Below are 26,185 nucleotides of genomic sequence, written 5' to 3' on the forward strand. Positions count from 1 at the left end.
TCTGGCTCTGGATGGCGGTGCTGGCCGCCGTTGCGCTCGCGCCTGTCGTGCTGGTCTGGTTGCGCCGCGGCACAATCCGCTACCGGCGGGAGACCGCCATGGCGCTGCACCGTGCGCAGCTTGAGGAAATCGAACGGGACCGCGAGGAAGGCCGGCTGCCAGAAGAGGAATACCAGGCCGCAAGGCTGGAGGTGCAGCGGCGGCTGCTCGCCGCCGACCAGATCCCCGAACCGGAGGCAAACCGCGCCGCGCGCGGTCTGATGATTGCCACTCTTGCCGCCATTCCTGTGGCCGCCGTGGTCGTGTTCGTTCCATCCGGCCTGCCGCTGGTGCCATCCGAGCCGCATGCAAGCGTGATGCGCCAGCGCGCGGCGGCAGAGCGGCAGGACAACGCGCTGATCGACAGGCTTAAGCAGAAGCTGGCGGAACTGCCGCCGGGTAGCCCGGACGCTCGGCAGGGCTATCTGCTGCTCGGTCAGGCGCTGGTCAGCCAGAACAAGCTCCACCAGGCCGCGCGTGCCTGGCACGTGGCATTGACAATCAAATTCGATCCGACACTTGCCGCTGAAACGGCAGAGGCCGAAAGCGAAGCCGCCGGCCATGTGACACCGGATGCGGCCGCGCTGTTCCGGAAGGCGCTAGCCGAGGCGCCGGCGCAAGCGCCCTGGCGTTCCCTGGCCGAGCAAAGGTTGCGCGAAGCTGCGGTGCTGCAGTCCAGCAATGGCAGCCCCCCCTTGTCGGGCAAGGCGACCGGGGCCACGTCCAGGCCATGAGCAAGTCGGTCGAACCAGGCAGTCTCCCCAAGGAGGGCGGTGACGGGAAGCCGTCCGTCACCACGGATGCTGGGGCGTCAAAGCCCTGGCCCAAGGAGATCGGCGGCCCCAAAGGCCCTGAACCCACGCGCTACGGCGACTGGGAACGCAACGGTCGTTGCACCGACTTCTGATGGTCTTGCGGATGCTCGGTTCCTGAGTCCCGGGTTTATTCGCCGGACAGTTCCCGCCGCCGCTGGTCCAGTTCTTCACTGTAGCGCCGCAGGGCGTATTGCTCGGTGAGAACACCCAGGACCTGGCGTGTTTCCTCGCCGTCGATGACGGCCAGGACATCGCATTCCGCCTTCTCAAACGCCCGGATCGCCTCCTTCACCGTTGCCTGCGGCACCAGGAAATCGTCGCGATGGCGCACCAGATGCTGGATCGAGTCCTCGGCTGCTGCGTCCGGCGCATGAACTTCGGACGGGTAGGCGAGGCCGGCATAATGCTGGTTTTCGTCGAGCACGACCACGTACTGGGTTCGACCGAGGGGGAATTCGGTCTTGAAATCCGCGATCGCGGTTGTCTCCTGGGTGATGTACTGGTTGCGGCGCATCATCCGCCCGACGGTGAGATTATGGATCCAGCCGATGTCGACCGCGCTGCGGATTGTCTCGCCGCGCAAATGGAAGCGCCATGTGGTGAACGAGTAGCCGAAGAACCGGCGAACGGTAAGGGATGCGGCGATTGCCGCCATCAGCACCGCAATGGTGATGCTGAAATTGTTCGTACTCTCGAGCGTCAGGAAGGTCATGGTCATCGTGCCGCTGACGATCGATGTGGCGAGCGCAGCCATGCCGACAACGGCATAGAAGCCGATCGGCACGCCATGCGCGAAGGGGAGCATGACCGCGACGTCGCCATAGGCGCGGCCGAGCAGCGACCCCATGAACAGCGCGGCGAAGAACAGGCCGCCGCGAAAGCCGGTGGCAATGGAGAAGGCCGAGGCCGTCGATTTCATCACGAGCAGGGCCACCGCCAGCATGAACGGGTAGACCACGGCGAGTTGGGTATGCAGGGAGGAATTGCCCGAGGCCATCACCTTCGGCGTGATGCTGCCGAGCAGTCCGACCACGACACCGCCAATGATCGGACGCAGCCAGATCGGAACGCCGGTGCGCCGGAACACCGCCTCCAGCGAGGTGACCGCCCGCATGATTGCGATACCGACAAAGCCGGCGATGATGCCGAGCAACACCGCCAGCGGATAGGCGTAGCCCGGCGTATGGGTGGGCAATACGACGTTCAGCGGCCGTACGCCGCCATTCATCAGCAGTTCGACTGCGAGCGTGCCGCTCAGCGAGGAGATCACCACCATCGTCAGCGTTGGCAGCGAATAGGTGCCGATGACGAGCTCGATGCCATAGAAGGCACCGCAGAGAGGAGCGTTGAACGCGCCGCCGATTGCAGCCCCCGCCCCGCAACCGACCAGCACCCGCAGGTCGTTCCGCCTTAGCCGAAGATGCTGGCCTACCCAGGAAGCCAGGCCGCCACCGAACTGCGCGTAACCGGCCTCCTGCCCCACCGAGCCGCCGACGCCGTTGGAAAACGAGGTCTGCATCGCCACGATGATCGAGTCCCTGAGCGACATCTTGCCGCCATAGAGCGCGTTGGCCTCGACCGGGTCGACGAAATTGGTCATCCGGTACCTGCCGAGAAGCCACGCGACCGACCCAAGCACGGCGCCGCCGAGGATCGGCACGAAGATGGCGCGCAGCGGGTCGATATGTGTCTGCTGAGACAGTCCCTCGTCGAGATTCGGCAGCGCGAAGAACCAGAAATGAAAATGATGGCTGAGAAAATCCATCAGATAGACGCAAAACCCCGACAGCACGCCGACCACGGCCGCGAGCATCGCGAGCCAGATCTCGTCGGTGCGCACCAGAGCGCGCACATGCATCGGCGCATCCACCGTGATTGCCGCGATCCGTCGTCGCAGCGCCGACCACCAGCGGGAATTGGACCGATGCTGAACAGTGGAACTCGCCATGCTGCGCCCTGTGAAGTCTTCTTGTGTCAGGACGGACCGCCCGCCCGGCGGTCAGATGCCGCAAATTTCCGGCAGCATCATGGCCGCAGCCACAGTTACAACAGGAAAGTTAACGGTCAACCTCCGATTCGATGGAAAAGGCCGATGATTCCGATCCGTTTCGCCGATCAACGGATCAGGTCAGGAGTTCGATCAGGAACGGCCCCTTGCGCTCGAAACTCGCCGCCATCAGTTCGTTGAGCTTCTCCATGCTGCCGGCTTGCGCGGCGGCGACGCCCATCCCCTCGGCAAGGCGCACGAAATCGATGTCCGGATGGCCGAGATCGAGCATGTCCATCGCCGTCCGTCCCGGATTGGCGCCGACATTGGCGTATTCATGCAGCAGGATCGCGTATTTCCGGTTGGCGAGGATCACCACCGTCACGTCGAGATTGCAGCGCGCCATCGTCCAGAGCGCGGTGATGCTGTACATCGCCGAGCCGTCGGCCTGGATCGCGAGCACCCGCCGCCCGGAGCCGATCGCAGCACCCACGGCGCCCGGCAGGCCGCCGCCGATCGCCCCGCCCGGCACCTGCAGCCACAGATGCGGCGCCGCCCCATGGGTGAAGCGCGAGAAGCCGCGGCCGAAGGAAATCCCCTCGTCGATCACGACACTGTCATCCGGCAGCAGGGCGGCGATCGAGGTGGCCACCGTCTCCGGCGCGATCGCCTCCTTCGCCGGCGCAGGGCGCGGCGTCACCGCGATCTCCGGCGTGCCGGCGCCGATGCGTTCGGCCAGCGCCTGCAAGGCGGCCACGCCGTCCTGGCCGATATCCGCCAGCGTGTGCACCGTGCAGTCATCCGGCCAGAGCCGGCCCTTCTTGCCCGGATAGGCGAAGAACCCGACCGGCGGCTTGGCCTCGACCAGGATCAGGTGGCGGATTCCCTCCAGCGAGTGCACCGCGGCGTCGATCTGGTACGGGATGCGCTCGATCGGCGGCCGCCCCTGTCCGCGTTCCATCCGCGCGTTGAACATCTCGGCCAGCATTTTGGCACCGGTCGTCTGCACGATGGCGGTGGCGATCCGCAGCGTCGCGTCGGTCAGCGTCCGCCCGCCGAGCAGCAACAGGGCAGGTTCGCCCGAGCGCAGCACCTCGGCGGCCGCGTCGATGGCGGAGGCGTCTGCCGTGGGGCGCGGCGGCACCGGTTGCGGCGTGCCGATCACCCCGCCCTCGGTCCAGGCCGTGTCCGCCGGCAGGATCAGCGTGGCGATCGTGCCGGTCCGGGCAGCGGCCACCGCCTCGGCGGCATCGTGTCCGACCGCGTCGGCGGTCATTGCGGTCCGGACCCACCCGGAAACCGGCCGTGCCCAGCCTTCGGTGTCGGCGGTCAGCGGCGCGTCCAGCGGGCGGTGATAGGTCGCCTGATCGCCAACGATATTGACGATGCCCGACCGGCCGCGCCGCGCGTTGTGCAGGTTGGCGAGCGCGTTGGCGAGCCCGGGGCCGCAATGCAGCAGCGTCGCCGCCGGGCGCCCCTTGGTCCGCCAGTACATGTCGGCGGCACCCGAGGCCACCGTCTCGTCGAGGCAGAGAACGCAGTTGATCCCGGGAATCCGGTCGAGCGCCGCAACGAAATGCATCTCGCTGGTGCCGGGATTGGCAAAAACCGTATCGATGCCGCACGCGATCAGCGTATGCACCAGACTTTCAGCGCCGTTCATGGACCCGTCTTTCCTTCCCCGTTGGCCGGTCGATTTTCGGACACGGAAACTGCCCGTTCCGGACGGGTCGGGCAAGGGGGGTCAGCGATGCGCGGGTAGCGGCGCGTCCGCCATCGGGCGCAGCCAGAAATGAGGCATCTGCGCCACGAATCGCTGCCGCAGCGAGGCCAGTTGCGCATCGGTGAGCCCGACCGCCTGAGCGTTGAAATAGTCAGGGTCGCGGGTGAACACCATGTAGGCGATCGTCTCGTTCACGATGAGGTCGCGATCGTGCGGATCGTAGCCATCGCGGATCAGGAAGCTGCGAAAGGCGGCCTGTTCCGACGGCGTCATCTGCGTGTCGTAGAACCGGTGCACGAAGCGACGGTATGAGGGAATGGTGAAATAGGCGCCGTGTGAAAGCTCGTGGCGCAGGATGACCGCCCGCGATACCCAGCTGATGCGCCGGCTGCCCTGGGCCTGCGGAATCGAGATGACCGCGCCGTTCGCGCCGGGCCGCAGAAACCCTTCCCGCCGCGCGATCTCCCGCAGCCGGCGCTCATCCGCGGTGAGCCGGATGCCCTCGGCATGGGCGAGGCGGAAGAATTTCCGCAGGGCCCAGGCCGGATAGTCATTGCCGTAATAATAGGTCGCCTCGGTCGCGTTCGCCTTCGCGAGAACCTTCCTGAAGGCGGCCTCGCCCAGCACGCGGTTCCGCGGCGTCGAGGCCTTCTCGATCAGCGCCGCGATCCGGTCGAACATCATGCCCTGGGCCCGCAGGTCCGGGCAATCGATCACGAGGATCAGCGGATCGTCACGGAAGCGGAAAATCGTGAAATGCCGGCCGACATGATTGAAAATCCCGGTCTCGCCCGCCTTCGGATAATCCGGACGGCGCAGCGCCATCCATCCACCGATCCCGACACCCGTTACGGCGGCGATTGCGACGACCAGCGCAACGGCAAGGCGCGTCGCCGGCGGGCGGGTCCGAGCGCCGGCGGCGCGTGAGGGAATCTGTCCCATCGGCACGGTGTCGTCCGGATCGCCGGACGCCGCCGCGCGCACATCCCACCCCCGCCGCGCCATCAGACGCCGCCGGCCATGCAGGAGGGGCCTACTTGCCGGTGTTGATGATCTGAACCCGGCGGTTCGCCCGGTTCGCCACGTTCGGTCCGGTCGGCACCAACAGGTCCGCCTCGCCGACGCCGGTCGCCTGCAGGCGGGTGGCCGGGATGTCGAATTTCGACATCAGATAGGTCTTTACCGCGGCCGCCCGTGCCTGGGAGAGGGCGAGGTTGGTCGATGCCGCGCCGGTCGTGTCGGTATGGCCGACGACCCTGAAATGATAGGCGGCGAGCGTCTTGTCGGTCAGCGCCCGGCCGAGACGGTCGAGTTCGGTGACGGCTTGCGGTGTCAGCTTGGCCGAGCCCGTCGCGAAATCGATGTTCAGGTTGATCGACAGGGTCTGTGCCGCGGCATGGGAAACCGCCGCCGGCGCGGTGGTCTTCATCCGCATCGCCGCCGGCTTCGCCACCGACGGCGCGGGTGCTGCCTGCGCCGCCCCCTGCGCGAGCGGGACGATGCCGCGCGTGGTGCTCGACACATTGCCCGTCGGCTTCAGAGCCTGGATGATCTGCTGAGCCGACGGGCCGCTGGACTGCGCATGGGCGGCACCCATGCCAAGCAGTGCAACGACGGCGGCGGCGGAGACGCCCGTGAAACGCATGATCAACTCCCTCGATCTTGGCGACATTCTATCCGGTTGACGGTCGGAATGCCAGTTCGCATCCGTTATGGCATGCTGTTCCACTCACGGCTGCGACGCGGGTCACACCTGCCGATCAGCGCCGCCCGCGCGGCCGGGCCGGCGCGCGCCACGGCTCTTCCGGCCACTCGTGCTTGGGATAGCGGCCGCGCATGTCCTTGCGCGCGTCGGCCCAGCCCCGCCGCCAGAAATCGGCGAGATCCCCGGTCACCGCGATCGGCCGCCCGGCCGGCGAGAGCAGCGCGATCTGCAACCTCACCGCCCCGCCGGCGAGGCGTGGTGTCGCGTCGCTGCCATAGAAGGCCTGCGCCCGCGCTGCCGCCACCGGCACCGGTCCGGTATAGTCGATCGGCACGGCACCGCCCGGCGCCTCGATCCGCGCGGGCAGCGCCGCGTCGAGCGCGCGGACGCGCTCATGGCCGAGATGGTCGCGCAGGATGGCGAGCAGGTCGAGCGCCGCCGCCTCCTTCAACCGGCTCATCCCGGCGAGATAGGGAAACAGCCAGGTCTCGAAATCCGCCCGTAACGCCTCGTCGGACAGGTCGGGCCATCCCTCCGGCTCGATCTCCCGCATCAGCGCCACGCGGGCCTGCAACTGCCGCGCCTCGTCGCTCCAGCCGAGCAGGCCCGGCTTCTCGCGAATCGCCTCGCGCAGCGCCGCCTCGATCTCCGGGGGCGATGCCGGCGTGCTGCGTTCGGCGAGCACCAGCGCGCCGAAGCGCCGCCGCTCCCGCGCCATCACCGTGCCGCCGGTGCCATCGAGCCCGATCTCCCGCGTGGTGACGATGCGGGCGGCGAGGCGCTCCTCGATCGTCGCGGCGCTGATCGGTGCCGCGAGCCCGATCTTCGGCGCGCCCCGGCCGCCCAGCGCGGCGACGGCGAGCATCGGCGCGCGCGCCAGCGGATCGGCCGGGTCGAGTTTCGCGCCGCCCCCCTCGCTGAGCCGGAAACTGCCAGGCTCGCCGCGGCGCACGCCGATCCGGTCGGGAAAGCCGGCGGCGATCAGCACGGCGGGGTCGCCGCCCGCTTGCGTATCCCGCCGCAGCCCGAGCCGCCCGCGATAGGTGCCCGCCGCCTGGCGGATCCGCGCGATCACCCCGCGATCGCCGCCGCCGCGCCCGGCGATCGCGTCGAGCCGCAGCGCGATATCGGCGCTGCCCGCCTCGCGCAGCGGGTCGCGTTCCTCGAGCAGTGCTGCGAGATCGGCGGCCAGCGCCGCCTCCGCCGCGCTGTCGGCGGCCAGCATCATCGCCGCGAGGCGCGGGGCGGCGCCGAGTTCGGCCATCCGCCGTCCGGCCTGGCTGATCCGCCCGGTGGCGTCGATCGCGCCGAGATCGGTGAGCAGGGCGCGCGCCTGCGCCAGCGCGCCGGGCGGCGGCGGCTCGGGAAAGGGCAGCGCCGCCGCGTCCGCGCCCCAGGCGGCGCAGGTCAATACCAGCCCGGAAAGCTCGGCGGCGGCGATTTCCGGTGCGTCGAACTCCGGCAGACCGCGATGCAGCGCCTCCGTCCACAGCCGGATCGCCACCCCCGGCGCCTCGCGCCCGGCGCGGCCGGCGCGCTGGGTGGACGCCGCCCGGCTGATCCGCCGCGTCACGAGGCGGGTCAGCGCCCGGCCGGTATCGAATTCCGGCGCCCTGCGAAACCCGCCATCCACCACCACCCGCACCCCCGGCACGGTGAGCGAGGTTTCCGCGATGCTGGTCGCGAGAATGACGCGCCGCTGGCTCGATGGGGCCAGCACCCGCGCCTGTTCCGCCGGCGGCAGGTCGCCGTAGAGCGGCATGATCGTGGCCGGCGCGCCCTCCAGCGCCTCGGCGGCGCGGCGGATTTCCCCAACACCGGGCAGGAAGGCGAGAACGTCGCCCCGATGCGCCGCCAGCGCGCCGCGCACCGCGCGGGCCAGCGCCGCCGGCAGGTCCCGCGCATCGGCAAGATCGCGCGCGGCGAATTCGATCGTCACCGGATGGACCCGCCCCGCGCTCTCGATCACCGGCGCCTCCAGCAGCGTGGTCAGGGTCGCGATGTCGGCGGTGGCCGACATCGCGAGGATCCGCAGCTCCGGCCTCAGGCCGCGCTGCAGGTCGAGCGTCAGCGCCAGGGCGAGATCGGCCTCGAGGCTGCGCTCATGAATCTCGTCGAAGATCACGCAGCCGATGCCATCGAGCCCGGGATCGGCCAGCAGCCGGCGGGTCAGCAGCCCCTCGGTGATCACCTCGATCCGCGTCGCCGGGCCGATCACGGACTCCAGCCGCGTGCGATAGCCCACCGTGCCGCCTGGCGCCTCGCCGATCAGCTGCGCGATCCGCTCCGCCGCGGCGCGGGCGGCAAGCCGCCTTGGTTCGAGCATCACGATCTTTTGTCCGCCCAGCCAGTCCGCACCCAATAGTGCCTGCGGCACCAGGCTGGTCTTGCCCGCGCCGGGCGGGGCGACGAGAACGGCATTGGCCGACCGCGCGAGGCTTGCGCGAAGATCGGGCAGGATGGCGGCAACCGGCAGTTCGTCCATGAGGCGGGCGGTTAGCACCGAACCGCCCGATATGCGATATTGAGCCGATGAAACGCCTTCTGCCCGCTCTTGCCGCCTTCCTTCTGGCTCTTGCCGCCACCGGCCCGGCGCGGGCGGCGCGCAGCAACGAGGTCACCTCGCCGCGCGCGCAGGTCTCGCTCGTCTCCGCCGCGAACGCGCCGAAGGCCGGGACAATCACGCTTGGCCTGCTGTTCCACCTGAAGCCGGACTGGCACATCTACTGGTCCGATCCGGGCGATGCCGGGCAGGCTCCCACCGTGTCGATCGTCGCGCCGGCAGGGGCGAAGGCCGGCCCATTCGCCTTTCCGCCGCCGCACTGGCTGGTCGCCGGCGGCGGCGTGGGCGACTATATCGAGAGCGGCACGGTGCTACTGCCCTTCACCGTGACACTGCCTCAATCCGGTGTGACGGCGATCGACGCGAAGGCCGAATGGCTGGTCTGCAACCCCAAGCTCTGCGTTCCCGAACACGGCCGTTTCCATCTCGCCCTTGCAGGTGGTGCGTCGGCCGAGGCAGGCCTGTTCCGCGCCGCCCGCGCGGCCTTGCCGCGTCCCTCGCCCTATCGCGCGACCATCGCGCCGGACGGCACGCTCGCCATCACCGGCGCCGGCCTCGGCCGGAGCGTGGTGAAGAGCGCGCATTTCTATCCCGATGACCCGGCGGCGATCGTCAACGCGGCGCCGCAGCGTCTTGGCTTCGTGCGCGATGGCTTCACCCTCCGGCTCAAGCCGGCGCACCCGCCGATGACCGCGGCCGCCGGCGTGATCGAGATCACCGATCCCTCGGGCCGGATGCAGGCGCTGACGCTGCATGCCGCGCCGGGCGCCGCGCCGCCGCCGCTTGCCGGCACGCCCCTGATCGTCTGGCTCGGCGCCGCGCTGCTGGCGGGCCTGATCCTCAACCTGATGCCCTGCGTGTTTCCGGTGCTGGCGATCAAGGCGCTGGCGCTGGCCCGGCTCGGCCATGACGACCGTCCGCTCGCCCGGCGCGAGGCGCTTGCCTATGCGGCCGGCACCGTCGCCGCGATGCTGCTGCTCGGCGGCGGGCTGCTCGCCCTGCGCGCGGGCGGCGCGGCGCTGGGCTGGGGCTTCCAGTTCCAGTCGCCGGTCTTCATCGCCGTGATGGCCTGGCTCGTCTTCGCCATCGGGCTCAATTTCGCCGGCCTGTTCGAGATCTCCGGACTCGAGAATCTCGGTGCCGGCCTGGCCCGCCATGGCGGCGTGCTCGGCAGTTTCGCAACCGGGCTGCTCGCCGTCGCGGTGGCCACGCCGTGCACGGCGCCGTTCATGGGCGGTGCGCTCGCGGCGGCACTTGCCGCCCCCGTCACGCTCGGGCTGAGCATATTCGCTTCCCTCGGCCTCGGCATCGGCCTGCCCTTCGTGGCGCTGGCCGCGGTCCCCGCGGTTGGCCGCATTCTCCCGCGGCCCGGACCGTGGATGGTGATCCTGCGGCAGATCCTTGCGTTCCCGATGTTCGGCACCGCCGTCTGGCTGCTCTGGGTGATGTCGGTCGAGGCCGGATCGTCGGGCGTGCTGATCGTCGGCGCCGGCGCGCTGCTCATCGGCTTCGCTCTCTGGCTGCTACGCTTTCCGGGCATTCTCCTCCGTGGGCTCGCGGTTCTCGCAGTGATCGGGGCGGTGCTGCTCCTGCCCCGGGTCGTCCCCGCCGATGCAACAGGTCCCGCCGCGCTCCCCGGCGCACTGCCCCGCAGCGCGGTGCCCTATTCCCCGTCGAAGCTCGCGGCGCTGCGCAAGGACGGCCATGCCGTGTTCGTCGACATGACGGCCGCCTGGTGCATCACCTGCCAGGTGAACGAGCGGGTGGCACTGGCGCCGCGCGCGATGCAGCGCCTTTTCGCGGCACGGCACGTGACGCTCATGGTCGGCGACTGGACCCGGCGCGATCCCGCGATCACCCGCTTCCTTGCCGCGCATGGGCGGGATGGCGTGCCGATCTATGTCTATTACCCGCCCGGACACGCCGCACCGGTGGTTCTGCCGCAGGTGCTCACGCCGTCGATCGTCCGGGCCACGATCGCGGGCGCGCGCTCGTGATCCGCCTGCGCCGTGTCGCGCAGGGGGCGATGCTGGCGGCAACGCTGGTCGGGGTCGCGATGGGGGCCGTTGCGGACGTCCGGCCTGCCCGCGTCTCGCCGTCCGGCGCCTGGGCCGGGCAGTATCATTGCGCGCAGGGCGCCACGGCGCTCGATCTCACCATCACCCCGGCCGGGCGCGGCCGGGTCCGGGCGCTGTTCTTCTTCCACGCGCTGGCGGGCAATCCGCATGTCCCGCCGGGCTGCTTCACGATGGCCGGACGCTACGACGCCGCCGCCCGCAGCATCGCGTTGAAGCCGACGATATGGCTGCTGCGCCCGGCGCATTTCGTCTGGGTCGGGCTGCGTGGCACGCTCGGCGGCGCGGGCGGGTCCATGGCCGGCCGGATCGACGGGCCGGGCTGCACGGATTTCTCCCTGGTCCGCGTTGACAGGACGGTGAGTGCCCGCGTCCCGGCCGCCTGCCGTATGGAACGCGGCGCGCCGACGGTCTAAGAGCGTTCTATATCGGTATTTCAGGACGGGGTGGACATGATGCGAAACAGTGGCGTGCTGGCGGTTGTGGCGATTTTGGCCGGGATCGGCGTGGCGCAGGCGGCCCCGCCGCCGCAGGCAGCGCAATGCGCGGGGTGCCATGGCCACAACGGCATGGGCAATCCGGCCGCCGGGTTTCCGGCGCTCGCCGGCCAGCCGGTGAAGTATCTCGAGCAGCAGCTTTACGCCTTCAAGCATGGCACGCGGCGCAACGGCATGATGAGCAGCTTCGCCGGCGGGCTGAACGCGTCTGAGCGCAAGGCGATCGCCGAATATTACCACGGCCTGCCGGTGGTCGCTCCGGCCTCGCTGCCCGCCGCCCCGAAGGACAATGTCGGCGAGACGCTGGCGATCCACGGTGTCGGTGCGGGCACCGACCACGCGATTCCGGCCTGCGACTCGTGCCACGGCGCCGGCGGGCGCGGCATGGAGCCGGAATTCCCGCGGCTCGCCGGCCAGCCGGCGAACTATCTCGAGGCGCAGCTGCTGGCCTGGCAGAAAGGCGCGCGCAACGAGAGCAACCTGCACCTGATGCAGAAGATTGCCGACATGCTGAGTCCGTCGCAGATCAAGGCGGTGGCCGCCTATTTCGCGGCCCAGCCGCCCGCCGCGCCGGGGCAGTGATCGCCGGGCGCCGCGCGGCCTTCAGAGGGTGAGGGCGGGTTTCGCGGCGCCGGGGATTTTCGGGTCGATGGTGATGAGGGCGCCGTCCCGCCATTGCTGGAGGGTGACGAAACTTTCCCGGTTCTGACCCGTGGTGTCGAAGCGGACGCCCCAGCCATTCGCCAGGCTGCCGCGCGGGCGGCTGATGGCGGTGAGCGATGCCGGCAGCGGCTTGCCGGTGCGCAGCGCGTCCAGCGCCAGCGTGGTGCCGACATGGGTGGTAAGGCTCGCCCCGCCGCGCGGTGGGGCGGCATAGCGCCGCTGATAGGCTGCCGCGATCGGTGCCGAGTCCTCTCCGTAAAGCGGGTTGCCGATCACCATCGTATTGTCGAGCGCGGGGCCCAGCGCCGCGCCCGTCTCGGCGAGGCCATAGCCAGGCCCGGCCCCGATGATCATCCGGGGCCGCCAGCCGGCCTCCTGCATGGCCTGGTAGAGCAGCAGCACATGCGCGGTGCGCCCGGCATGGATCAGCAGTTCGATGCCGGCGCGCCGCATCCGCGCGACTTCCTCGTCGAAATCCGCCGCTTCGGTGGCGTAGGCCATGCTGAGCACGACCGGTAGCCCGGCTCGCCGGCAGGCCGCGAGCATCGCGCCGGCGAAGGAGCCGTCCGTGGCGCCGATATCGAACAGGAGGGCAAGGCGCAGGCGTTCGGCGCCGGTCTTCCAGCCAGGGATCAGCAGCGTGGTGATGGCCGATTCGGCGGCACTGGCGAAATCCGTCGTTGTCGTGCAGATGCGGCTCAGGATCTTGAAATCGCGGCGGGTGATGCCGTCGGCCGGCGCGTCGAGCTCGACATAGGGAATGCCGGCGAGTTCGGCGGCTGCGGTCGCGGCGAAGGCGGCTGTCGATGACTGGCTGCCGAGAATCATGGCGATATCGGACGCCTTGCCGGCCTTGCGGATCATGCCGCGGATGGCCGCGTCGGGGTTTGCCGCATCGGCGCGGAGGACTTCAATGTCGGCGTCGATCCCGGCTCGCGCCGCATCGATCGCGAGTTCGACGCCGCGCCAGGCTTCGTCGCCGAGAAGCGTCTGGGCACCGGTCTCGGGAAACAGCGTCCCGATCAGCAGGCGCTTGCGTTGCTTTTCCGCGGCGTGAATCGACGCAGGCCGGGCGCCGCGGATCGATAGTCCGGCAGCGCCGAGGCCCCCGATGAAGGCGCGACGGGGCAGCAATCTCTTCACGGACGGGCGGAGCGTGGCGGTTGCTCGTTCATGGATCATATATATAGGTGAAGGAAGTGTGCGGATAGGCGCCGGAATTGTCGCGCCACGGGTCCATGGCCGCGCGGACGAGATGAGGAGACGCAGATGAGCCTGCCAGACAGCATGAAGCATGTGACGTTCGACCGCCCCGGTGGGCCGGAAGTGATGCATGTCGTGACCGGTCCGGTTCCGGAGCCTCGTGATGATGAGGTGCTGATCCGGGTGGAGGCTGCCGGCGTAAACCGGCCTGACGTGCAGCAGCGCAAGGGGGCGTATCCGCCGCCGCCGGGTGCAAGCCCGATTCTTGGCCTGGAGGCGGCGGGAACCGTGGTGGCATGCGGCGCCGCGGTTCACAATTGGCGGATGGGTGACCGCGTGACTGCACTCTGCAATGGCGGTGCCTACGCCGAGTATGTCGCGGTGCCGGCGGCGCAGTGCCTGCCGTGGCCTGCCGGCTTCGGCGCGATCGAGGCAGCTTCGTTGCCGGAGACGTATTTTACCGTCTGGGCCAATCTGTTTGATCTTGGTCGCCTGGCGCCCGGCGACTCCGTTCTCGTTCATGGCGGGACGTCCGGAATCGGCGTCGCCGCGCTCCAGATGGCCCATGCTCATGGCGCGAGCGTCTACGCCACCGCGGGCTCGGCTGCGAAGTGCAACGCTTGCCTCGAACTTGGCGCGACCGCTGCAATCAATTACCGTGAGCAGGATTTCCTTCATGAGATCAAGGCACTGACGGCGGGCAACGGGGTCGACGTGGTGCTCGACATGGTTGGAGCGCCCTACACCCAGCAGAATCTGCGTGCCTTGAGGCGTGGCGGGCGGCTGATCCAGATTGCCTTCATGGGAGGCAGTATCGCCAGCAATCTCGATCTCTTGCCGATCATGATAAACCGGCTGACCGTCACCGGATCGACGATGCGGCCTCGCAGCACTGCCGAGAAGGGGGGCATTGCTGCGGCATTGCGGGAACGCGCATGGCCTTGGCTCGAATCGGGGAAAATTCGCCCGGTGATTGCCGAAGCCATGCCCTGGGGAGATGTTGTCCGCGCACATCGCTTGATGGAAGAGAGCGGACATATCGGGAAAATTATTCTTTCTTTCGAATAAAGATACTCCCATGCTCCTACGGTCCATAACGAACGTGTCTAATATGAAATTATGACACGCGTAGAGATCTAAAATTCTCCATATGATACGAAATCGAACTTTCCAGAAATGATAACGGAAAGTTTTTATTTTAAACTCAAATTTTTAGAAATTGCCTAAAATTTCCGTCTAATATGTTAGTTAAATCTAAAAACAATTGTTTTGAAAAGGCAAAGTTTCTCTTGCCTGCCACGCCAGTTCAGGATAATTGAGAATCATTCATGTAAGGGTTTTTCAGGAGTTTACGGTATGAGTTCATATATTACAGTCATAGGTGGCGTGAACAATTCCGCCACTCATGTCAGCGGAATTGTTCAGGTTCCCGCAAGCGGATTGAGCGGCACGAGCTTGGCGTCCCTTCAGTCGATCGTTGATGTGGTCAACGCGGCCGTTGCTAACGGCCAGTCGTCTTTGGTCAACTTCGATGCGATTGCCGGGAAAACTGCAACGTTTGCTGGTTCCAGTTCTTCTGGTGGGATCTATGAGATCACCAACACGGACAGCACTGGCGCGTCGGCTGCCGGCACCGCGAACAATATCAGCGTCACAGTTCCGTCGAGCGCCAATGAGGTTGTCGTTCAGGTTCCGGGCACTGTTTCGGTTGCCGGTAACGGGTATACGTCAACCTATCTGATCGGTTCACAGAGCAATGCCGTCATCTCGACCAATGGTAGCGCGGCGCCATCCGGCAATTCGGGTTCGAACCCCAATCAGATTTACGATCTGGGGGGCAACACGACCATTTACGCGGGTGGCGATAATCAGGCCACGCTGAGCGGTGGCCTTGACCGCTTCAAGGTGCTGACCGGAAACGATACGGTTCTGGCCACCGGATCAGCCTCGGTTCAGGCGGGCGTTCCCACCGGCTACGCCGGCACGCTGGATTTTATCAACTCCAGTTCGGCGCAGGCAACGGTGCTTGGCGGCCACGGTTCGGTGACCGCGTTCGGCGGCAATGCCGGTGGCCTGCTCTACGGCGGCACAGGCGGCAACAACTCGTTGATCGGCGGCAATGGCGGCGTTTCGCTGGTGGGTGCGGGCAACAACGATTACCTCCTCGCCGGTGGTGGGGGAGCTACTACTTCCGCGCTCAATAACGATCTGTTTGCTGGACCGGGCAACGAAACCCTGATGGCGAGCTCCGTCACGCAAAACAACCTTTTCGCTGCGGGTTCGGGGACCGACATCATTTCGTCCGCCGGTTCCGGCAGTCAGGCGTTCTTCGCGGCAACCGGCTCGGCGACGATGTATGGTTCGACCGTTTCTGGCGCCACCAACACCTACTTCTTCTCGTCCTCGCTGCAGGGCGGCGGCGGCAACGACGTGCTTGAGAACTTCAATTCGAAGACCGACAACATTGTCATTCTCAGCGGTGTCAACATTGTAAGTGTCACTGGTGCGAACAACGGCAACTACCCCACCGGTGCCGCGCTCGTCACCCTCTCGGACAATACGCAGATCACCATGGTTGGCTACAATGCCAGCAACCTGCAGAAATTTGTTGGAGGCTCGATTATCACCTGACGTCTATTTTGGACGGGACATTTGAGCCAGCCCCGGGCCTTGTGCCCGGGGCTTTTTAGTTGCCGAGCGGCAAGTTCAATAACGGCGATATCACCTGGCAATGTCATGTCGCGACGCCGCTGGCAGGGTACGCCGATTGATGTCAGCGGCGCAGGGCCATCCGGATCGGCCCTTCGCGGCGGCCGTGGGTGAACTGATCCACCATGTCGTTGCCGCTGTTCATGACCGTGGCGGCATCGCCTTCCCACACGATCTTGCCGTCCTGCAACATGGCGATCCGGTCGCCGATACGCTGGGCACTCGCCATGTCGTGCGTGATGGTGATGGATGTCGAACCGAGGCGCTTCACGCAATCGACGATCAACCCATCGATCACGGCACCCATGATGGGGTCGAGCCCCGTCGTCGGTTCGTCGAAGAACATGATCGACGGTTCGGCGGCAATCGCCCGCGCCAGGCCAACGCGTTTCTGCATGCCACCGGAGAGCTCGGCCGGCGACAACTCGCCGACGCTGGCATCAAGGCCGACCTGAGCGAGCACACGGGCTGCGACCGTGCGCGCCTCGGCGCGGGTAACGCGGCCGCGTGCCAGCAGCCCGAACGCGACGTTTTCCCAGACTGGCCGGCTGTCGAACAGCGCGCCGTTCTGGAACAGCATCCCGATCTGGTCGCGCAGCGCGCGGGCGCGCGCCGGCCGCGCGGTGAGCAGGTTTTCCCCATCGATCCAGATTTCGCCCTCATCCGGCGGGATCAGGCCGAGAATGCATTTCAGCAGCACAGACTTGCCGGTGCCCGACCCGCCGATGACGACGGTGCTCGTCTTCGGCATCACGTCGAGATCGACACCGTCGAGCACCCGCTTCGCGCCGAAGCTCTTGCGCAACCCGCGGATGCGGATCTTCGGCTCGATGGTCCCGCCGCCGCTCACGAGAAGAACGCCTGGGTCATCAGATAGTCCAGTGCCAGGATCAGCACCGAGGCGGAGACCACCGCCGCCGTGGTCGCACCGCCAACGCCCTGCGCGCCGCCGCGCGAGCGGTAGCCGTGAAAGCACCCCATCAACGCGATCACGAAGCCGAACACCGCCGCCTTCACAAGCCCGGAGACGACATCGTTGCTGTGCAGGTAGTTCACGGTGTCGCGCAGATAGGCGTTGGGCTCGAAGCCGAGCCTGACGGTGGAGACCAGGAAGCCGCCGGCCACGCCGAGAATGTCGGCGATCACCACCAGCAGCGGCAGGGCGATCACCCCGGCGAGCAGGCGCGGGGTGACGAGATAGCGCATCGGATCGGTGGCGAGTGTGGTCAGCGCGTCGATCTGGTCGGTCACCCGCATCGTGCCCATTTCCGCGGCAATCGCCGAGCCCGCCCGCCCCGCGACCATCAGGCCGGCCAGCACCGGACCGAGCTCGCGGGTGAGCGACAGCACCACCACGCTCGCGATCACGCTCGAACTGTCGAACCGGGAAAAGCCGACATAGCTCTGCAGCGCCAGCACCATGCCGGTGAACACGGCGGTGAGGGCGACGACCGGCAGGCTCGAATAGCCGATTTCCATCAGCGCGCGGCCGAAATTGCGCAGATGGAAGGGCGGGCGCACCAGGCCGGACAGGCCGGCGGCGGCGAAGAGCGCAAGTTCGCCGAGCATGATCACGAAGCCGAGCGCAAGGCGGCCGAGAGCGGCAATCGGGTCGAGCACGAGATTCATGCGCCGGATTATACCGATTTCACGACCCGCCGATAGCGCGGGCCGAGCGAGGTCAGAATCTCGTAACCGATCGTGCCGGCCTCGGCGGCGAAGGCATCGATGTCATGGCCCGGGCCGATCAGCTCGATGACGTCGCCGGGCGCGATGTCGGGATGATCGGTGACGTCGAACGTCGTCAGGTCCATCGACAGCCTGCCCGCGACCGGGATGATCTTCCCCTGCCAGCGCGCCGTCAGCCGGTTCGACAGCGACCGCGGCAACCCATCGGCATAGCCGACGCCGATCGTCGCGATACGCGAGGGCCGCGCCGCCCGCCAGGTGCCGTTGTAGCCGACGGTCTCGCCCGAAGCGATCGCGCGGATCTGCAGGATGGGGGCGGCGAGGGCGATGGCCGGGCGCATCGGATTCGCCGCCGTCGGTGTCGGGTTGCCGCCATAGAGCGCATAGCCCGGCCGCGCGAGGTCGGAGCCGAACCCAGGGCCGAGAAACAGGCCGGAGGAGTTGGCAAGGCTGGTCCGCAGCCAGGGGAACCGCGCGGCGAAAGCGGCGAAACGCTCGCGCTGCGCGGCATTCGCCGACGCATCCGGCTCCTCCGCGGCGACCAGATGCGTCATCACATGCGTCAGGCCCAGCCCGTCGAGAAGAGTCGGATGGGCGATGAGATGGGCCGCCTCGTCACGATCGAGGCCGAGCCGGTTCATCCCGGTATCGAGATGCAGGAACGAAGGCGGCGCCTTGTCATCGCCAGCGGCGCCGCGCCAGCGCGCGCAGGCCGCGAGCGAGCCCAGAACCGGCCTCAGCTCCCGCGCGCGCATCGTTCCCTCCTCGCCGGGCGGGCAGCCATTGAGCACGCCGATCCGCGCCGCCGGCAACAGGGCGCGCAGGGAAAGGGCCTCATCCAGCGTGGCGACGAAAAAGCTGCGGCAGCCGGCAGCGGCGAGGGCAGGGGCGATCAGCGCCGCGCCGAGTCCGTAGGCATCCGCCTTCACCACGCCGGCGACCTCTCCCGTGTGGCGGGCGGCCAGCGCCTGCCAGTTGGCGGCGACGGCGCCGGGGTCGATGGTCAGGGTCGGGTGGTTCATGCGGCGTTGCGGAACAGTTGCCGGCGCTCCCGCAGGCGGGCGACATGCGCATCGAAACAGGCGCGCACCCGCTCGGGATCGTGCCGGCGCTCAAGGTCGCGAATGGTGAAGTGAACCTGGGCCATGGTCTGGAAATGGCTCATGAACAGGTAATTGGCGCCTGCCCCCGACAAGGCGCCGACCAGCGGCACGAGGGCCGCCATCGCCTGTTCGGACAGCATGACGGAAAAGCGCGCGGCGACCGTGCGCAGGAACAGCGAAAGCGGCGCATGGGTCAGCGCGCCGCGCACCGCCCAGTAGCTCGCCTCGACCTCGCCTTCCTCGTCGCGGATCGTGCCGAAGCCGAACACTTCGAGGCAGGCGCGCCGGGTTTCGAACGCGTCGATGTCCTCGCCATGGCTGCGGGCGATCTCGGCGATGGCGCGGAACATCATCGCCATGGTGAACGGAATGTCGGCCAGCGAGAGCGGGCCGCCGGCGAGGCCCGAGATCGCCCCGCTCGCCGCGACGGCGCCGCGATAGACCCGTTCGGAGGCCGGCCCCGCGCGGCGCGGCGCAAGTCCGGCGCGCGAGACGTCGAGCAGCGACCACAGAGCTTCGGAGGCGTAGTCCTCGATCGCCCGGCGGCTGTTCGGCAGGAACAGGTTCAGCGCGCGTTCCGCCGCGCCCACGGTGCCGCGGCCGATCCGGCTCAGCAGGCGGGCGAACAGCCCGTGCGCCGCGACATAGCGCTCCGCCGCCTGCGCGATCCGCGCAAGGTCGGCCTCGGGCAGGCCGGCGCAGGCATTGCCGCCTGATGTCGCCATCGCGCGCACTCCTTCCGTTCGCTCACCGGTCATTCATGTTGGGTGTCGAGGTCGGCAAATCGAGTGAATTCGGCCTCGAAGAACAGGTCGATCTTGCCGGTCGGGCCGTGGCGCTGCTTGGCGAGGATCAGCTCGGCGCGGTTGTGCACATGCTCCATGTCCTGCTGCCATTTGGCCAGCGCGTCCTGGAACTTGTCCTCCGAATCATACGCCATCTGCTTGGGCATCCGGGCCTGGAGGTAGTATTCGTCGCGATAGACGAACATCACCGCGTCGGCGTCCTGCTCGATCGTGCCGGACTCGCGAAGGTCGGAGAGCTGCGGGCGCTTGTCCTCGCGGGATTCCACGGCGCGGGAGAGCTGCGAGAGTGCGATGACCGGGACCGAGAGTTCCTTGGCGATGGCCTTCAGCCCCTGGGTGATCTGGCTGATTTCCAGCACGCGGTTGTCCGGCCTTGTGCCGGCGGCGGGGCGCATGAGCTGGAGATAGTCGACCACGATGAGCGCGAGGCCGCGCGTTCGCCGCAGCCGGCGGCAGCGGGTGCGCAGCGCGGAGAGGGTGATCGCCGGCGTGTCGTCGATGATCAGCGGCAGCCGGGCGATGCGGCGCGACACCGCGACGAAATTGTCGAAATCCTTCTGCCCGATCTCGCCGCGGCGGATGCGGTCGGAGGAGACGCGCGCCTCCTCGGCGAGAAGGCGGGTGGCGAGCTGCTCGGCGCTCATTTCAAGCGAGAAGACCGCGACGCACTGCTTTGCCTCGGCGTTCGGGTTCTCGGCGCGGGCCTCGTTGAGCAGGGCCTGGGCGGCGCCGAAGGCGATCTTCGTCGCGAGCGCCGTCTTGCCCATGCCGGGGCGGCCGGCGAGGATCAGCAGGTCCGACGGGTGCAACCCGCCGGTCCGGGCGTCGAGATCGGTGAGGCCCGTGGTCAGGCCCGAGACCTTGCCATCGCGCTCGAAGGCCTTGGCGGCGGTGTCGATCGCCATCGCCAGCGCGGTCTCGAAGGTCATCGCGGCGCCCTCGCTGCCGCCCTTGGTGGCGAGATCGAACAGCGCCTGCTCCGCCGCCTCGATCTGCGCGGTGCCGTCGAGCTCGGGATCCGAGCCGAAGCCGCGATTGACCGTGAGCTCGCCCAGCTCGATCAGCTGCCGGCGGATCCAGGCATCGTAGATGATCCGGCCGTAATCACCGGCATTGATGATCCCGACCATCGCGGTGAGCAGCTGGCCGAGATAGGCCGCGCCGCCGACATCGTCGAGCAGGCCGGAATGTTCGAAGGTCGCGCGCAGCGTGACTGGGTCGGCGACCTGCCCGGCCTCGATCCGCCGGGCAATCGCCTCGTAGATCCGCCCATGCACCGCATCGGCGAAATGCTCGGGGGCGAGGAACTCCGAAACCCGCTCATAGGCCTTGTTGTTGGCCAGCAGGGCGCCGAGCAGGGCCTGTTCGGCCTCGAGATTGGCGGGCGGCAGTCTTGGGGAGACGGTGAGAAGCGCGGACTCGGTCATATCCATGACACGCTACTAGCGCGGCCGATGGATGCAGGACAGCGCGCCCGCCGCGCGACGGGGCTGTGGATAAGGTGGATAAGGTGGATAAGTCGCGGGCATGCACGGCGTGAGGCCGTATCGCCGGTGGACGTGGGCCTGGCTGGAAATCAGCCCGGCGGCGTCACCACCACGAGCCTGGCAGCGGCTGGTTCAATGCAGCGACAAGGCATGTACGTCCCCGGTCCGTCCGCATGCGAACCGAGTTCGCCATCGCCGGGCGAGATGACGGTCCACACATGACCCGATTGGCCATCACCTCCAAGGGGGCTGGCCGTTCCCCGTTCTGCTGACCTAGTCTCCTCTTACCGAAACCCGCAGCATTTCAGAGGACAGATGAACGTCCCTGGTCGCGAAGTCGATCTTGAGGCAACCCGGCGGCGCATGTCGGGGGCGAACCGGCAGCGACGGTCGGCGGGGCGGGCCAGTTTGTCCATCGATCGTTCAGAAAGGAAAGACCATGTCTGCCATTGAGCCGGCCATCACGATCCGCGAAGCGGTTGGCGTCTTCACTGAACGAGATGCGTTCCAGGCCGCCGTGGACGATCTGCTGATGGCAGGCTTCGACCGAGCCGATATCAGCCTTCTGGCCTCCGAGGCCTCGGTATTCGAAACACCCCGGACCGAACGGCGGAATATTGCCGGTCTGGAGGATGATCCCAAAACACCGCGCGGAGACTACGTCTCGCCGGAATCCGTCGGAGATGCGGAAGGCGCGCTGATCGGCGGGCTGCTCTATGTCGGCGCGGTCGTTGCCGCGGTGCCGATCGTTGCCGCGGGCGGCGAGCTGGCAGCGGCGGTCATCGCCTCCGCGATCGGTGGCGGAACCGGCGGGCTGATCGGCGGTGTGCTCGCCAAATTCGTCGGCGACAGCCGAGCCAGGCGGCTGCAGGACCAGCTGGAACAAGGCGGCCTTCTGCTCTGGGTCCGGACATGGACGCCCGAGCAAGAGCGCCGCGCCCTGGACATTCTGACCCGGCATGGCGCCCGAGACGCGCATGTTCACGCACTTCCGGGGCTGTCCCACGGCGAAGGCGCGGAGCTCGGCGGCGGCAATGCCTGATACCCGCGGGCGCCGCGCGCGGCTGCGGCGCCGGATTTCGGCCGGGCGCGAGCCGTCCGTCCTGCGGCAGGGTCGGCTCGATGCCCGGTGACGATCCCCATGATCTCGCCCGCTTCGTCGATGCCCAGGCACCGGTGATCGGGCAGGTTTTCGCCGAACTCGCGGCCGGGCGGAAACGAACGCACTGGATGTGGTTCGTCTTTCCCCAGTTGCGCGGGCTCGGCCGCTCGCTGGCGGCGGCGCATTACGGCATCGGCTCGATGGCGGAAGCCCGCGCCTACATGGCGCATCCGCTGCTTGGCGCCCGCCTGCGCGAGGCCGCCGCGCTCGTGCTGGCGGCCAAAGCCGATTCGCCGGAGGCGATCTTCGGCCCGATCGATGCGCTGAAGTTCCGCTCTTCGATGAGCCTGTTCGCGCTGGCGTGCGGCGACGAAATCTGCCAGGCGAATCTCGACCGCTGGTACGACGGACAGCCCGATCCCGAGACGGTTCGGCGGCTTGGAGCGGCGCCGTTCAGGTCCTGATCACGCCCTTGGTCGCAATCACGTTGGCATAGAGCCGCCGGTCGCCGGTCTGGACGATCACGAAACTGTCCCGCGCGGCGGCGTAGAAGCCATGGCGATCCAGTGTGCCCATGCGTTCGGCGCCCACCCCGGCCCCGGCCGCGATCTGCCGGAACTCCGCCACCGCCGGAGGCACGGCCGCCGCGTCGCCGACGACCTGCATGGTCAGCAGCGGCAAGGGGATGAAATCATCGACCGGCAGGACGCTCAGCACCGCCCGGAACACCGTCCCGGCCTCGAGGCCCGGCATGGCGACCAGGCGCCTCGCACAGGTGGCGGCGGGAAAATTCGCGTCGACGATGGCGATCGTGTCGCCATGGCCCATCGCCCGCAACGCATGCAGAAGATCGGCGGTGAGGATGGGATCGATACCGTGCAGCATGGGCGCTCCTTCATGTGTCGCGGGTCAGCAGGTCGAGAATGGCCTGGCGGGTCGGCAGGGAGGGCTGCGCGCCGGTCCGTGTCGCGGCCAGCGCGCCGGCCGCATTGCCGAAACGGACAGCCTCCTCGATCGAGCCGCCCGCCTCGAGCGAGGCAGCCAGCGCGCCGGCGAAGGCGTCGCCGCAGGCGGTGGTATCGACCACCGGAACCCGATGCGGCTCAACCCGGCTACCCGCCTTGCCCGCGTGCCATACCACGCCAGCGGCGCCGAGGGTGACAATGGCCGCCTGCCGTCCGGCGGCAAGGCGGTGGGCCATCTCGGCCGGTGCGGCATCCGGAGAATCGGCGCCCAGGAGGGCGGCCGCTTCGGTTTCGTTGACCACGAGAATGTCGGTTTCAGCCAGGAGATCGGCCCGCGTGGCCGGATCGAGCCGGTCCACCGGCGAGGCGTTGAGCACCGTCCGCCCGCCAGCGGCCCTCATTCGTCGCGCCGCCGCCAGAACGGTTTCCACGGGCACCTCCAGCTGGGCCAGCAGCAGCCCTGCCGGCACCGGATCGGGCAGGCGCTCCGGCCGCAGATCCTGGTTCGCGCCCGGAACGACGACGATGCGGTTCTGCCCGCCGTGCTCCACGGTGATGAGCGCGACCCCGCTCGCCGCGTCGACGCGGCGCAGAAGGGAGAGATCGATGCCTTCCGCGGCGAGCGTCGCGTGGAGGGCATCGCCATGGGCGTCGCGGCCGAGGCAGGTGGCGAAGGCGACCGTTGCGCCCGCCCGCCGCGCGGCGACTGCCTGGTTCGCCCCCTTGCCGCCCGGATAAGTCGCGTAATCGAGGCCCATGACGGTTTCGCCCGCATCCGGGGCGCGCCGTGTCCGCACCACGAGATCCATATTCGCGCTGCCGACGACGAGCATGGGCTCCGTTCCTCCGTATCGCACCGGAATCCCGCGGCGGCGGGTTCGACCCGACTTCTGCGGGCTTCGGCGCCGCAAGTCAAAATGCCGGATGCCGGCGCGGCGCCGCCTTCCCGGCGGGCGGGGTGTCAGGCGATCGATTCTCCGTGCAGCACCTCATCCAGGCCCTGCCGTTCCTCGTCACGGGTCACACGCAGGCCGACCAGGCGCTGCGTGGCGAACAGGATGCCGGCGGTGACGACGCCGCAATAGATCATCGTCGCCGCCACGCCGAGCGCCTGGATCGCCAGCTGGTGCAGTCCGGGTTCGACCGCGCCGCCCGAAAGCGGGCCGAAGGCGAGCACGCCAGTGGCCAGCGTGCCGAGAATGCCCGCGACACCATGCACACCGAAAGCATCGAGCGAATCATCGTAGCGAAGGCGGATTTTCACGACGGTGACGGCCCAGAAACAGACCACGCCAGCCGCAAGCCCGAGCAGCAATGCCGGGCCGGGAAGCAGGAAGCCCGCCGCCGGGGTGATGGCCACAAGGCCGGCCACGGCACCGGAAATCGCGCCCAGCACCGTGGGACGGCCGAGATGCGCCCATTCGACCGCGGTCCAGGACAGGGTCGCTCCCGCCGCGGCCATCTGGGTGACCAGCACTGCCATGCCGGCATTCGGATTGGCGCCGCCGGCGCCGCCGGAATTGAAGCCCAGCCAGCCGACCCACAACAGCGAGGCGCCCATCACCGCATAGGACAGGTTCCAGGGCATCATGTTGTCCTGTCCGAAACCGAGGCGGCGGCCGAGATAGAGCGCGCAGACGAGGCCGGCAATGCCGGAATTCACCTCGACGACCGTGCCGCCCGCGTAGTCGGCGATGCCGAGCCGGTAGAGCCAGCCTGCGGGACTCCAGACCCAGTGGGCGATTGGCGCGTAAACCAGCAGCGACCATGCGGCCATCACGATCAGCAGGGCGGAAAACTTCATCCGCTCGGCGAAGCTGCCGGTGATCACGGCCGGGGTGATGATCGCGAAGGTGAGCTGGAACATGACGAACACGCTCTCCGGCACCCGCAGATGCACCGCGTCGGGCAGCCCCGTGCCGAGGGTGAAGGGCAGGTTCCAGTCGCGCGCCAGGTTTTCCAGCAGGACATCGCCCAGCCCGCCGACGAAGCCGTTGCCGTTGGAAAAGGCCAGGCTGTAGCCGACCACGAGCCACAGGACGGAAACGACCGCGCAGATGACGACGCTCTGCATCATGATCGAAAGCACGTTCTTCTTGCGGACCATGCCGCCGTAGAACAGAACGAGGCCGGGAATGGTCATCAGCAGCACCAGGACCGAACTGACCAACATCCAGGCAGTATCGCCCGCGCTCAAACCCGATTCTGCCGCTTTTGCAGGCAAACAGATGCCGGCAAGCGGGAGCGAGAGGGCTCCCACCGTCCATAAACGTCGCGTCATGGCGACCCGCTCCTTCTTGTTCCGCCCGTTATCCGATGCGGCTGATCCGTGTGACATCGGGCAGTTAGCAGGAATTGTGCCAAAACCTCGGGCGCTGGCCGGGCCGTCAGGCAGGATCGGGGATGAACTTCCATAAGCACGTCATTCCGGCACATGGCCGGTGGCGATCGCCCTTCGTGACCTCGTTGCAGCCTGTCCTGGATTACGCCGAAATCATCGTCCGGACTCGGCCCGAACCTTGTTTCGCCACGATTCCGCGCTGTAGGGTCCGACAGCCGGAAACGCTCCGGCGCGGGAAGGAGCATTCAATGACGGATTGGAAGCGCAGGCGGCGGCAAGCGACCACGCTGGGGCTGATTGCGGCAATGACGGTGACGCTGGCCGGGTGCGGCGCGGATGCCGGCAATCGCATGAGCGGCGGGGCTGCCGGCGGGGCCGCCACGGGCGCGACCTTCGGCCTGATCGGCGGGCCGATCGGCGTTCTCGTCGGCGGTGCCGTTGGAGGCGGCATTGGCGCTCTCACCGCCGCGAACACGACGCCGAAGCAGGTGAATCTCGGCAATCCGCCCTGGGCCGGCGGCGCGGCGGCGCCGGCCACGAACGAAGCCGGGCCAGGGCCGGCCAATGCGGCACCGCAGCAACTGGCGCCGGCGCCGATGTCTTCCTCTCGTGGCTACACGAGCGGTACGGGAAGCGATACCGGCTATGGCGGGAACAGCAGCGTTCAGGCGCAGCCGCTCGCCCCGCCGGGCTGACCTCGCGCGGCAGCGCGG

24 protein-coding genes are annotated in these 26,185 nt (G+C 68.0%); 10 read left to right on the forward strand and 14 right to left on the reverse strand.

Annotated elements, in window-relative coordinates; genetic code table 11:
* Nucleotides 1-11: 11 nt before the first annotated feature.
* Together ccmI and ACRY_RS19270 are read left to right on the forward strand one after the other, a co-directional pair.
* Nucleotides 12-773, forward strand: coding sequence for a c-type cytochrome biogenesis protein CcmI (gene ccmI / locus ACRY_RS16795; RefSeq protein ID WP_231295298.1), 762 nt, complete (start codon nucleotides 12-14; stop codon nucleotides 771-773).
* Nucleotides 770-946 carry a DUF1674 domain-containing protein gene (locus ACRY_RS19270; RefSeq protein WP_012040367.1) on the forward strand — a complete coding sequence of 59 codons (177 nt, stop codon included), beginning with the start codon at nucleotides 770-772 and terminating at the stop codon, nucleotides 944-946. The genes ccmI and ACRY_RS19270 overlap by 4 nt, the downstream gene beginning before the upstream one ends.
* 35 nt (nucleotides 947-981) lie before the next feature.
* Here ACRY_RS19270 and ACRY_RS16800 read toward each other — a convergent pair whose 3' ends face one another.
* The 5 genes from ACRY_RS16800 to hrpB all read right to left on the reverse strand — a co-directional run bounded on the left by ACRY_RS16800 (nucleotide 982) and on the right by hrpB (nucleotide 8,754).
* On the reverse strand, nucleotides 982-2,712 hold the full coding sequence (locus tag ACRY_RS16800; protein WP_231295299.1) for a chloride channel protein: 1,731 nt from the start codon (nucleotides 2,710-2,712) through the stop codon (nucleotides 982-984).
* Between the two features lie 265 nt (nucleotides 2,713-2,977).
* Nucleotides 2,978-4,504 carry an acetolactate synthase large subunit gene (locus ACRY_RS16805; protein WP_012040368.1) on the reverse strand — a complete coding sequence of 509 codons (1,527 nt, stop codon included), beginning with the start codon at nucleotides 4,502-4,504 and terminating at the stop codon, nucleotides 2,978-2,980.
* A gap of 81 nt (nucleotides 4,505-4,585) precedes the next feature.
* Nucleotides 4,586-5,569 carry a hypothetical protein gene (locus ACRY_RS16810; protein WP_012040369.1) on the reverse strand — a complete coding sequence of 328 codons (984 nt, stop codon included), beginning with the start codon at nucleotides 5,567-5,569 and terminating at the stop codon, nucleotides 4,586-4,588.
* A gap of 28 nt (nucleotides 5,570-5,597) precedes the next feature.
* Entirely contained in the window at nucleotides 5,598-6,209 is a 612-nt protein-coding gene (locus ACRY_RS16815) for an OmpA family protein (protein ID WP_012040370.1), read from the reverse strand.
* 115 nt (nucleotides 6,210-6,324) lie between these two features.
* Nucleotides 6,325-8,754, reverse strand: coding sequence for an ATP-dependent helicase HrpB (gene hrpB, locus ACRY_RS16820; RefSeq protein WP_012040371.1), 2,430 nt, complete (start codon nucleotides 8,752-8,754; stop codon nucleotides 6,325-6,327).
* A gap of 47 nt (nucleotides 8,755-8,801) precedes the next feature.
* Here hrpB and ACRY_RS16825 point away from each other — a divergent pair, with 47 nt between their 5' ends.
* From ACRY_RS16825 to ACRY_RS16835, 3 genes are read left to right on the forward strand one after another with little or no spacing between them, the layout of a single operon-like run.
* The gene (locus ACRY_RS16825; protein ID WP_012040372.1) at nucleotides 8,802-10,829 is read left to right on the forward strand and encodes a protein-disulfide reductase DsbD family protein; all 2,028 of its coding nucleotides are present in this window, start codon (nucleotides 8,802-8,804) and stop codon (nucleotides 10,827-10,829) included.
* On the forward strand, nucleotides 10,826-11,323 hold the full coding sequence (locus tag ACRY_RS16830; RefSeq protein ID WP_043509257.1) for a hypothetical protein: 498 nt from the start codon (nucleotides 10,826-10,828) through the stop codon (nucleotides 11,321-11,323). The genes ACRY_RS16825 and ACRY_RS16830 overlap by 4 nt, the downstream gene beginning before the upstream one ends.
* A 36-nt stretch (nucleotides 11,324-11,359) precedes the next feature.
* The gene (locus ACRY_RS16835; RefSeq protein ID WP_231295300.1) at nucleotides 11,360-11,986 is read left to right on the forward strand and encodes a c-type cytochrome; all 627 of its coding nucleotides are present in this window, start codon (nucleotides 11,360-11,362) and stop codon (nucleotides 11,984-11,986) included.
* Between the two features lie 21 nt (nucleotides 11,987-12,007).
* On the opposite strand, the gene ACRY_RS16840 is transcribed toward ACRY_RS16835, so the two are convergent.
* Nucleotides 12,008-13,210 (reverse strand): ABC transporter substrate-binding protein, encoded by a 1,203-nt coding sequence (locus ACRY_RS16840; protein WP_231295301.1) that lies wholly within the window; start codon nucleotides 13,208-13,210, stop codon nucleotides 12,008-12,010.
* A gap of 126 nt (nucleotides 13,211-13,336) precedes the next feature.
* Between ACRY_RS16840 and ACRY_RS16845 the strand changes: the two genes are divergently transcribed.
* Both ACRY_RS16845 and ACRY_RS16850 read left to right on the forward strand, forming a co-directional pair.
* Nucleotides 13,337-14,338, forward strand: coding sequence for an NAD(P)H-quinone oxidoreductase (locus tag ACRY_RS16845; RefSeq protein WP_012040375.1), 1,002 nt, complete (start codon nucleotides 13,337-13,339; stop codon nucleotides 14,336-14,338).
* A gap of 318 nt (nucleotides 14,339-14,656) precedes the next feature.
* Nucleotides 14,657-15,901 carry a hypothetical protein gene (locus ACRY_RS16850; RefSeq protein ID WP_231295302.1) on the forward strand — a complete coding sequence of 415 codons (1,245 nt, stop codon included), beginning with the start codon at nucleotides 14,657-14,659 and terminating at the stop codon, nucleotides 15,899-15,901.
* 142 nt (nucleotides 15,902-16,043) lie between these two features.
* Here the strand turns inward: ACRY_RS16850 and ACRY_RS16855 are convergent, their stop codons facing one another.
* From ACRY_RS16855 to ACRY_RS16875, 5 genes are read right to left on the reverse strand one after another with little or no spacing between them, the layout of a single operon-like run.
* Nucleotides 16,044-16,829, reverse strand: coding sequence for an ABC transporter ATP-binding protein (locus ACRY_RS16855; RefSeq protein ID WP_012040377.1), 786 nt, complete (start codon nucleotides 16,827-16,829; stop codon nucleotides 16,044-16,046).
* On the reverse strand, nucleotides 16,826-17,608 hold the full coding sequence (locus ACRY_RS16860; protein ID WP_007424104.1) for an MlaE family ABC transporter permease: 783 nt from the start codon (nucleotides 17,606-17,608) through the stop codon (nucleotides 16,826-16,828). The genes ACRY_RS16855 and ACRY_RS16860 overlap by 4 nt, the downstream gene beginning before the upstream one ends.
* 8 nt (nucleotides 17,609-17,616) lie before the next feature.
* On the reverse strand, nucleotides 17,617-18,690 hold the full coding sequence (gene alr, locus ACRY_RS16865) for an alanine racemase (RefSeq protein WP_012040378.1): 1,074 nt from the start codon (nucleotides 18,688-18,690) through the stop codon (nucleotides 17,617-17,619).
* Nucleotides 18,687-19,496, reverse strand: coding sequence for an EcsC family protein (locus ACRY_RS16870; protein WP_007424102.1), 810 nt, complete (start codon nucleotides 19,494-19,496; stop codon nucleotides 18,687-18,689). The genes alr and ACRY_RS16870 overlap by 4 nt, the downstream gene beginning before the upstream one ends.
* 29 nt (nucleotides 19,497-19,525) lie before the next feature.
* Nucleotides 19,526-21,010: a replicative DNA helicase gene (locus ACRY_RS16875; protein WP_007424101.1), complete on the reverse strand. Its 1,485-nt coding sequence runs from the start codon at nucleotides 21,008-21,010 to the stop codon at nucleotides 19,526-19,528.
* A 493-nt stretch (nucleotides 21,011-21,503) separates the two neighbouring features.
* Between ACRY_RS16875 and ACRY_RS16880 the strand changes: the two genes are divergently transcribed.
* Both ACRY_RS16880 and ACRY_RS16885 read left to right on the forward strand, forming a co-directional pair.
* A complete protein-coding gene (locus ACRY_RS16880) occupies nucleotides 21,504-22,106 on the forward strand; it encodes a hypothetical protein (RefSeq protein ID WP_013641085.1) in 603 nt (200 codons plus the stop codon).
* A gap of 80 nt (nucleotides 22,107-22,186) precedes the next feature.
* Entirely contained in the window at nucleotides 22,187-22,630 is a 444-nt protein-coding gene (locus ACRY_RS16885) for a DUF1810 domain-containing protein (RefSeq protein WP_007424099.1), read from the forward strand.
* Here the strand turns inward: ACRY_RS16885 and ACRY_RS16890 are convergent.
* The 3 genes from ACRY_RS16890 to ACRY_RS16900 all read right to left on the reverse strand — a co-directional run bounded on the left by ACRY_RS16890 (nucleotide 22,620) and on the right by ACRY_RS16900 (nucleotide 25,412).
* A complete protein-coding gene (locus ACRY_RS16890) occupies nucleotides 22,620-23,051 on the reverse strand; it encodes an RbsD/FucU family protein (protein WP_007424098.1) in 432 nt (143 codons plus the stop codon). The two genes, ACRY_RS16885 and ACRY_RS16890, sit on opposite strands and share 11 nt — an antisense overlap.
* A 10-nt stretch (nucleotides 23,052-23,061) precedes the next feature.
* Complete coding sequence (locus ACRY_RS16895; protein ID WP_012040380.1) at nucleotides 23,062-23,964, reverse strand: ribokinase; 903 nt, start codon at nucleotides 23,962-23,964, stop codon at nucleotides 23,062-23,064.
* A gap of 128 nt (nucleotides 23,965-24,092) precedes the next feature.
* Nucleotides 24,093-25,412 (reverse strand): ammonium transporter, encoded by a 1,320-nt coding sequence (locus ACRY_RS16900; protein ID WP_007424096.1) that lies wholly within the window; start codon nucleotides 25,410-25,412, stop codon nucleotides 24,093-24,095.
* A gap of 308 nt (nucleotides 25,413-25,720) precedes the next feature.
* Here ACRY_RS16900 and ACRY_RS16905 point away from each other — a divergent pair, with 308 nt between their 5' ends.
* Nucleotides 25,721-26,167, forward strand: a complete 447-nt coding sequence (locus ACRY_RS16905) for a hypothetical protein (protein ID WP_012040381.1) — start codon at nucleotides 25,721-25,723, stop codon at nucleotides 26,165-26,167.
* The last annotated feature ends 18 nt before the right edge of the window (nucleotides 26,168-26,185 follow it).

The organism is Acidiphilium cryptum JF-5, assembly GCF_000016725.1.
Taxonomy (GTDB): Bacteria; Pseudomonadota; Alphaproteobacteria; order Acetobacterales; family Acetobacteraceae; genus Acidiphilium; species Acidiphilium multivorum.

What these genes read in the sequence shown, in the direction of transcription:
- ccmI (WP_231295298.1), top strand. Translation starts at nt 12, where the DNA reads ATGGCGGTGCTGGCCGCCGTTGCGCTCGCGCCTGTCGTGCTGGTCTGG.
- ACRY_RS19270 (WP_012040367.1), top strand. Translation starts at nt 770, where the DNA reads ATGAGCAAGTCGGTCGAACCAGGCAGTCTCCCCAAGGAGGGCGGTGAC.
- ACRY_RS16800 (WP_231295299.1), bottom strand. Translation starts at nt 2,712, where the DNA reads ATGCATGTGCGCGCTCTGGTGCGCACCGACGAGATCTGGCTCGCGATG.
- ACRY_RS16805 (WP_012040368.1), bottom strand. Translation starts at nt 4,504, where the DNA reads ATGAACGGCGCTGAAAGTCTGGTGCATACGCTGATCGCGTGCGGCATC.
- ACRY_RS16810 (WP_012040369.1), bottom strand. Translation starts at nt 5,569, where the DNA reads ATGGCGCGGCGGGGGTGGGATGTGCGCGCGGCGGCGTCCGGCGATCCG.
- ACRY_RS16815 (WP_012040370.1), bottom strand. Translation starts at nt 6,209, where the DNA reads ATGCGTTTCACGGGCGTCTCCGCCGCCGCCGTCGTTGCACTGCTTGGC.
- hrpB (WP_012040371.1), bottom strand. Translation starts at nt 8,754, where the DNA reads ATGGACGAACTGCCGGTTGCCGCCATCCTGCCCGATCTTCGCGCAAGC.
- ACRY_RS16825 (WP_012040372.1), top strand. Translation starts at nt 8,802, where the DNA reads ATGAAACGCCTTCTGCCCGCTCTTGCCGCCTTCCTTCTGGCTCTTGCC.
- ACRY_RS16835 (WP_231295300.1), top strand. Translation starts at nt 11,360, where the DNA reads ATGATGCGAAACAGTGGCGTGCTGGCGGTTGTGGCGATTTTGGCCGGG.
- ACRY_RS16845 (WP_012040375.1), top strand. Translation starts at nt 13,337, where the DNA reads ATGAGCCTGCCAGACAGCATGAAGCATGTGACGTTCGACCGCCCCGGT.
- ACRY_RS16860 (WP_007424104.1), bottom strand. Translation starts at nt 17,608, where the DNA reads ATGAATCTCGTGCTCGACCCGATTGCCGCTCTCGGCCGCCTTGCGCTC.
- alr (WP_012040378.1), bottom strand. Translation starts at nt 18,690, where the DNA reads ATGAACCACCCGACCCTGACCATCGACCCCGGCGCCGTCGCCGCCAAC.
- ACRY_RS16870 (WP_007424102.1), bottom strand. Translation starts at nt 19,496, where the DNA reads ATGGCGACATCAGGCGGCAATGCCTGCGCCGGCCTGCCCGAGGCCGAC.
- ACRY_RS16875 (WP_007424101.1), bottom strand. Translation starts at nt 21,010, where the DNA reads ATGGATATGACCGAGTCCGCGCTTCTCACCGTCTCCCCAAGACTGCCG.
- ACRY_RS16880 (WP_013641085.1), top strand. Translation starts at nt 21,504, where the DNA reads ATGTCTGCCATTGAGCCGGCCATCACGATCCGCGAAGCGGTTGGCGTC.
- ACRY_RS16885 (WP_007424099.1), top strand. Translation starts at nt 22,187, where the DNA reads ATGCCCGGTGACGATCCCCATGATCTCGCCCGCTTCGTCGATGCCCAG.
- ACRY_RS16890 (WP_007424098.1), bottom strand. Translation starts at nt 23,051, where the DNA reads ATGCTGCACGGTATCGATCCCATCCTCACCGCCGATCTTCTGCATGCG.
- ACRY_RS16895 (WP_012040380.1), bottom strand. Translation starts at nt 23,964, where the DNA reads ATGCTCGTCGTCGGCAGCGCGAATATGGATCTCGTGGTGCGGACACGG.
- ACRY_RS16900 (WP_007424096.1), bottom strand. Translation starts at nt 25,412, where the DNA reads ATGACGCGACGTTTATGGACGGTGGGAGCCCTCTCGCTCCCGCTTGCC.
- ACRY_RS16905 (WP_012040381.1), top strand. Translation starts at nt 25,721, where the DNA reads ATGACGGATTGGAAGCGCAGGCGGCGGCAAGCGACCACGCTGGGGCTG.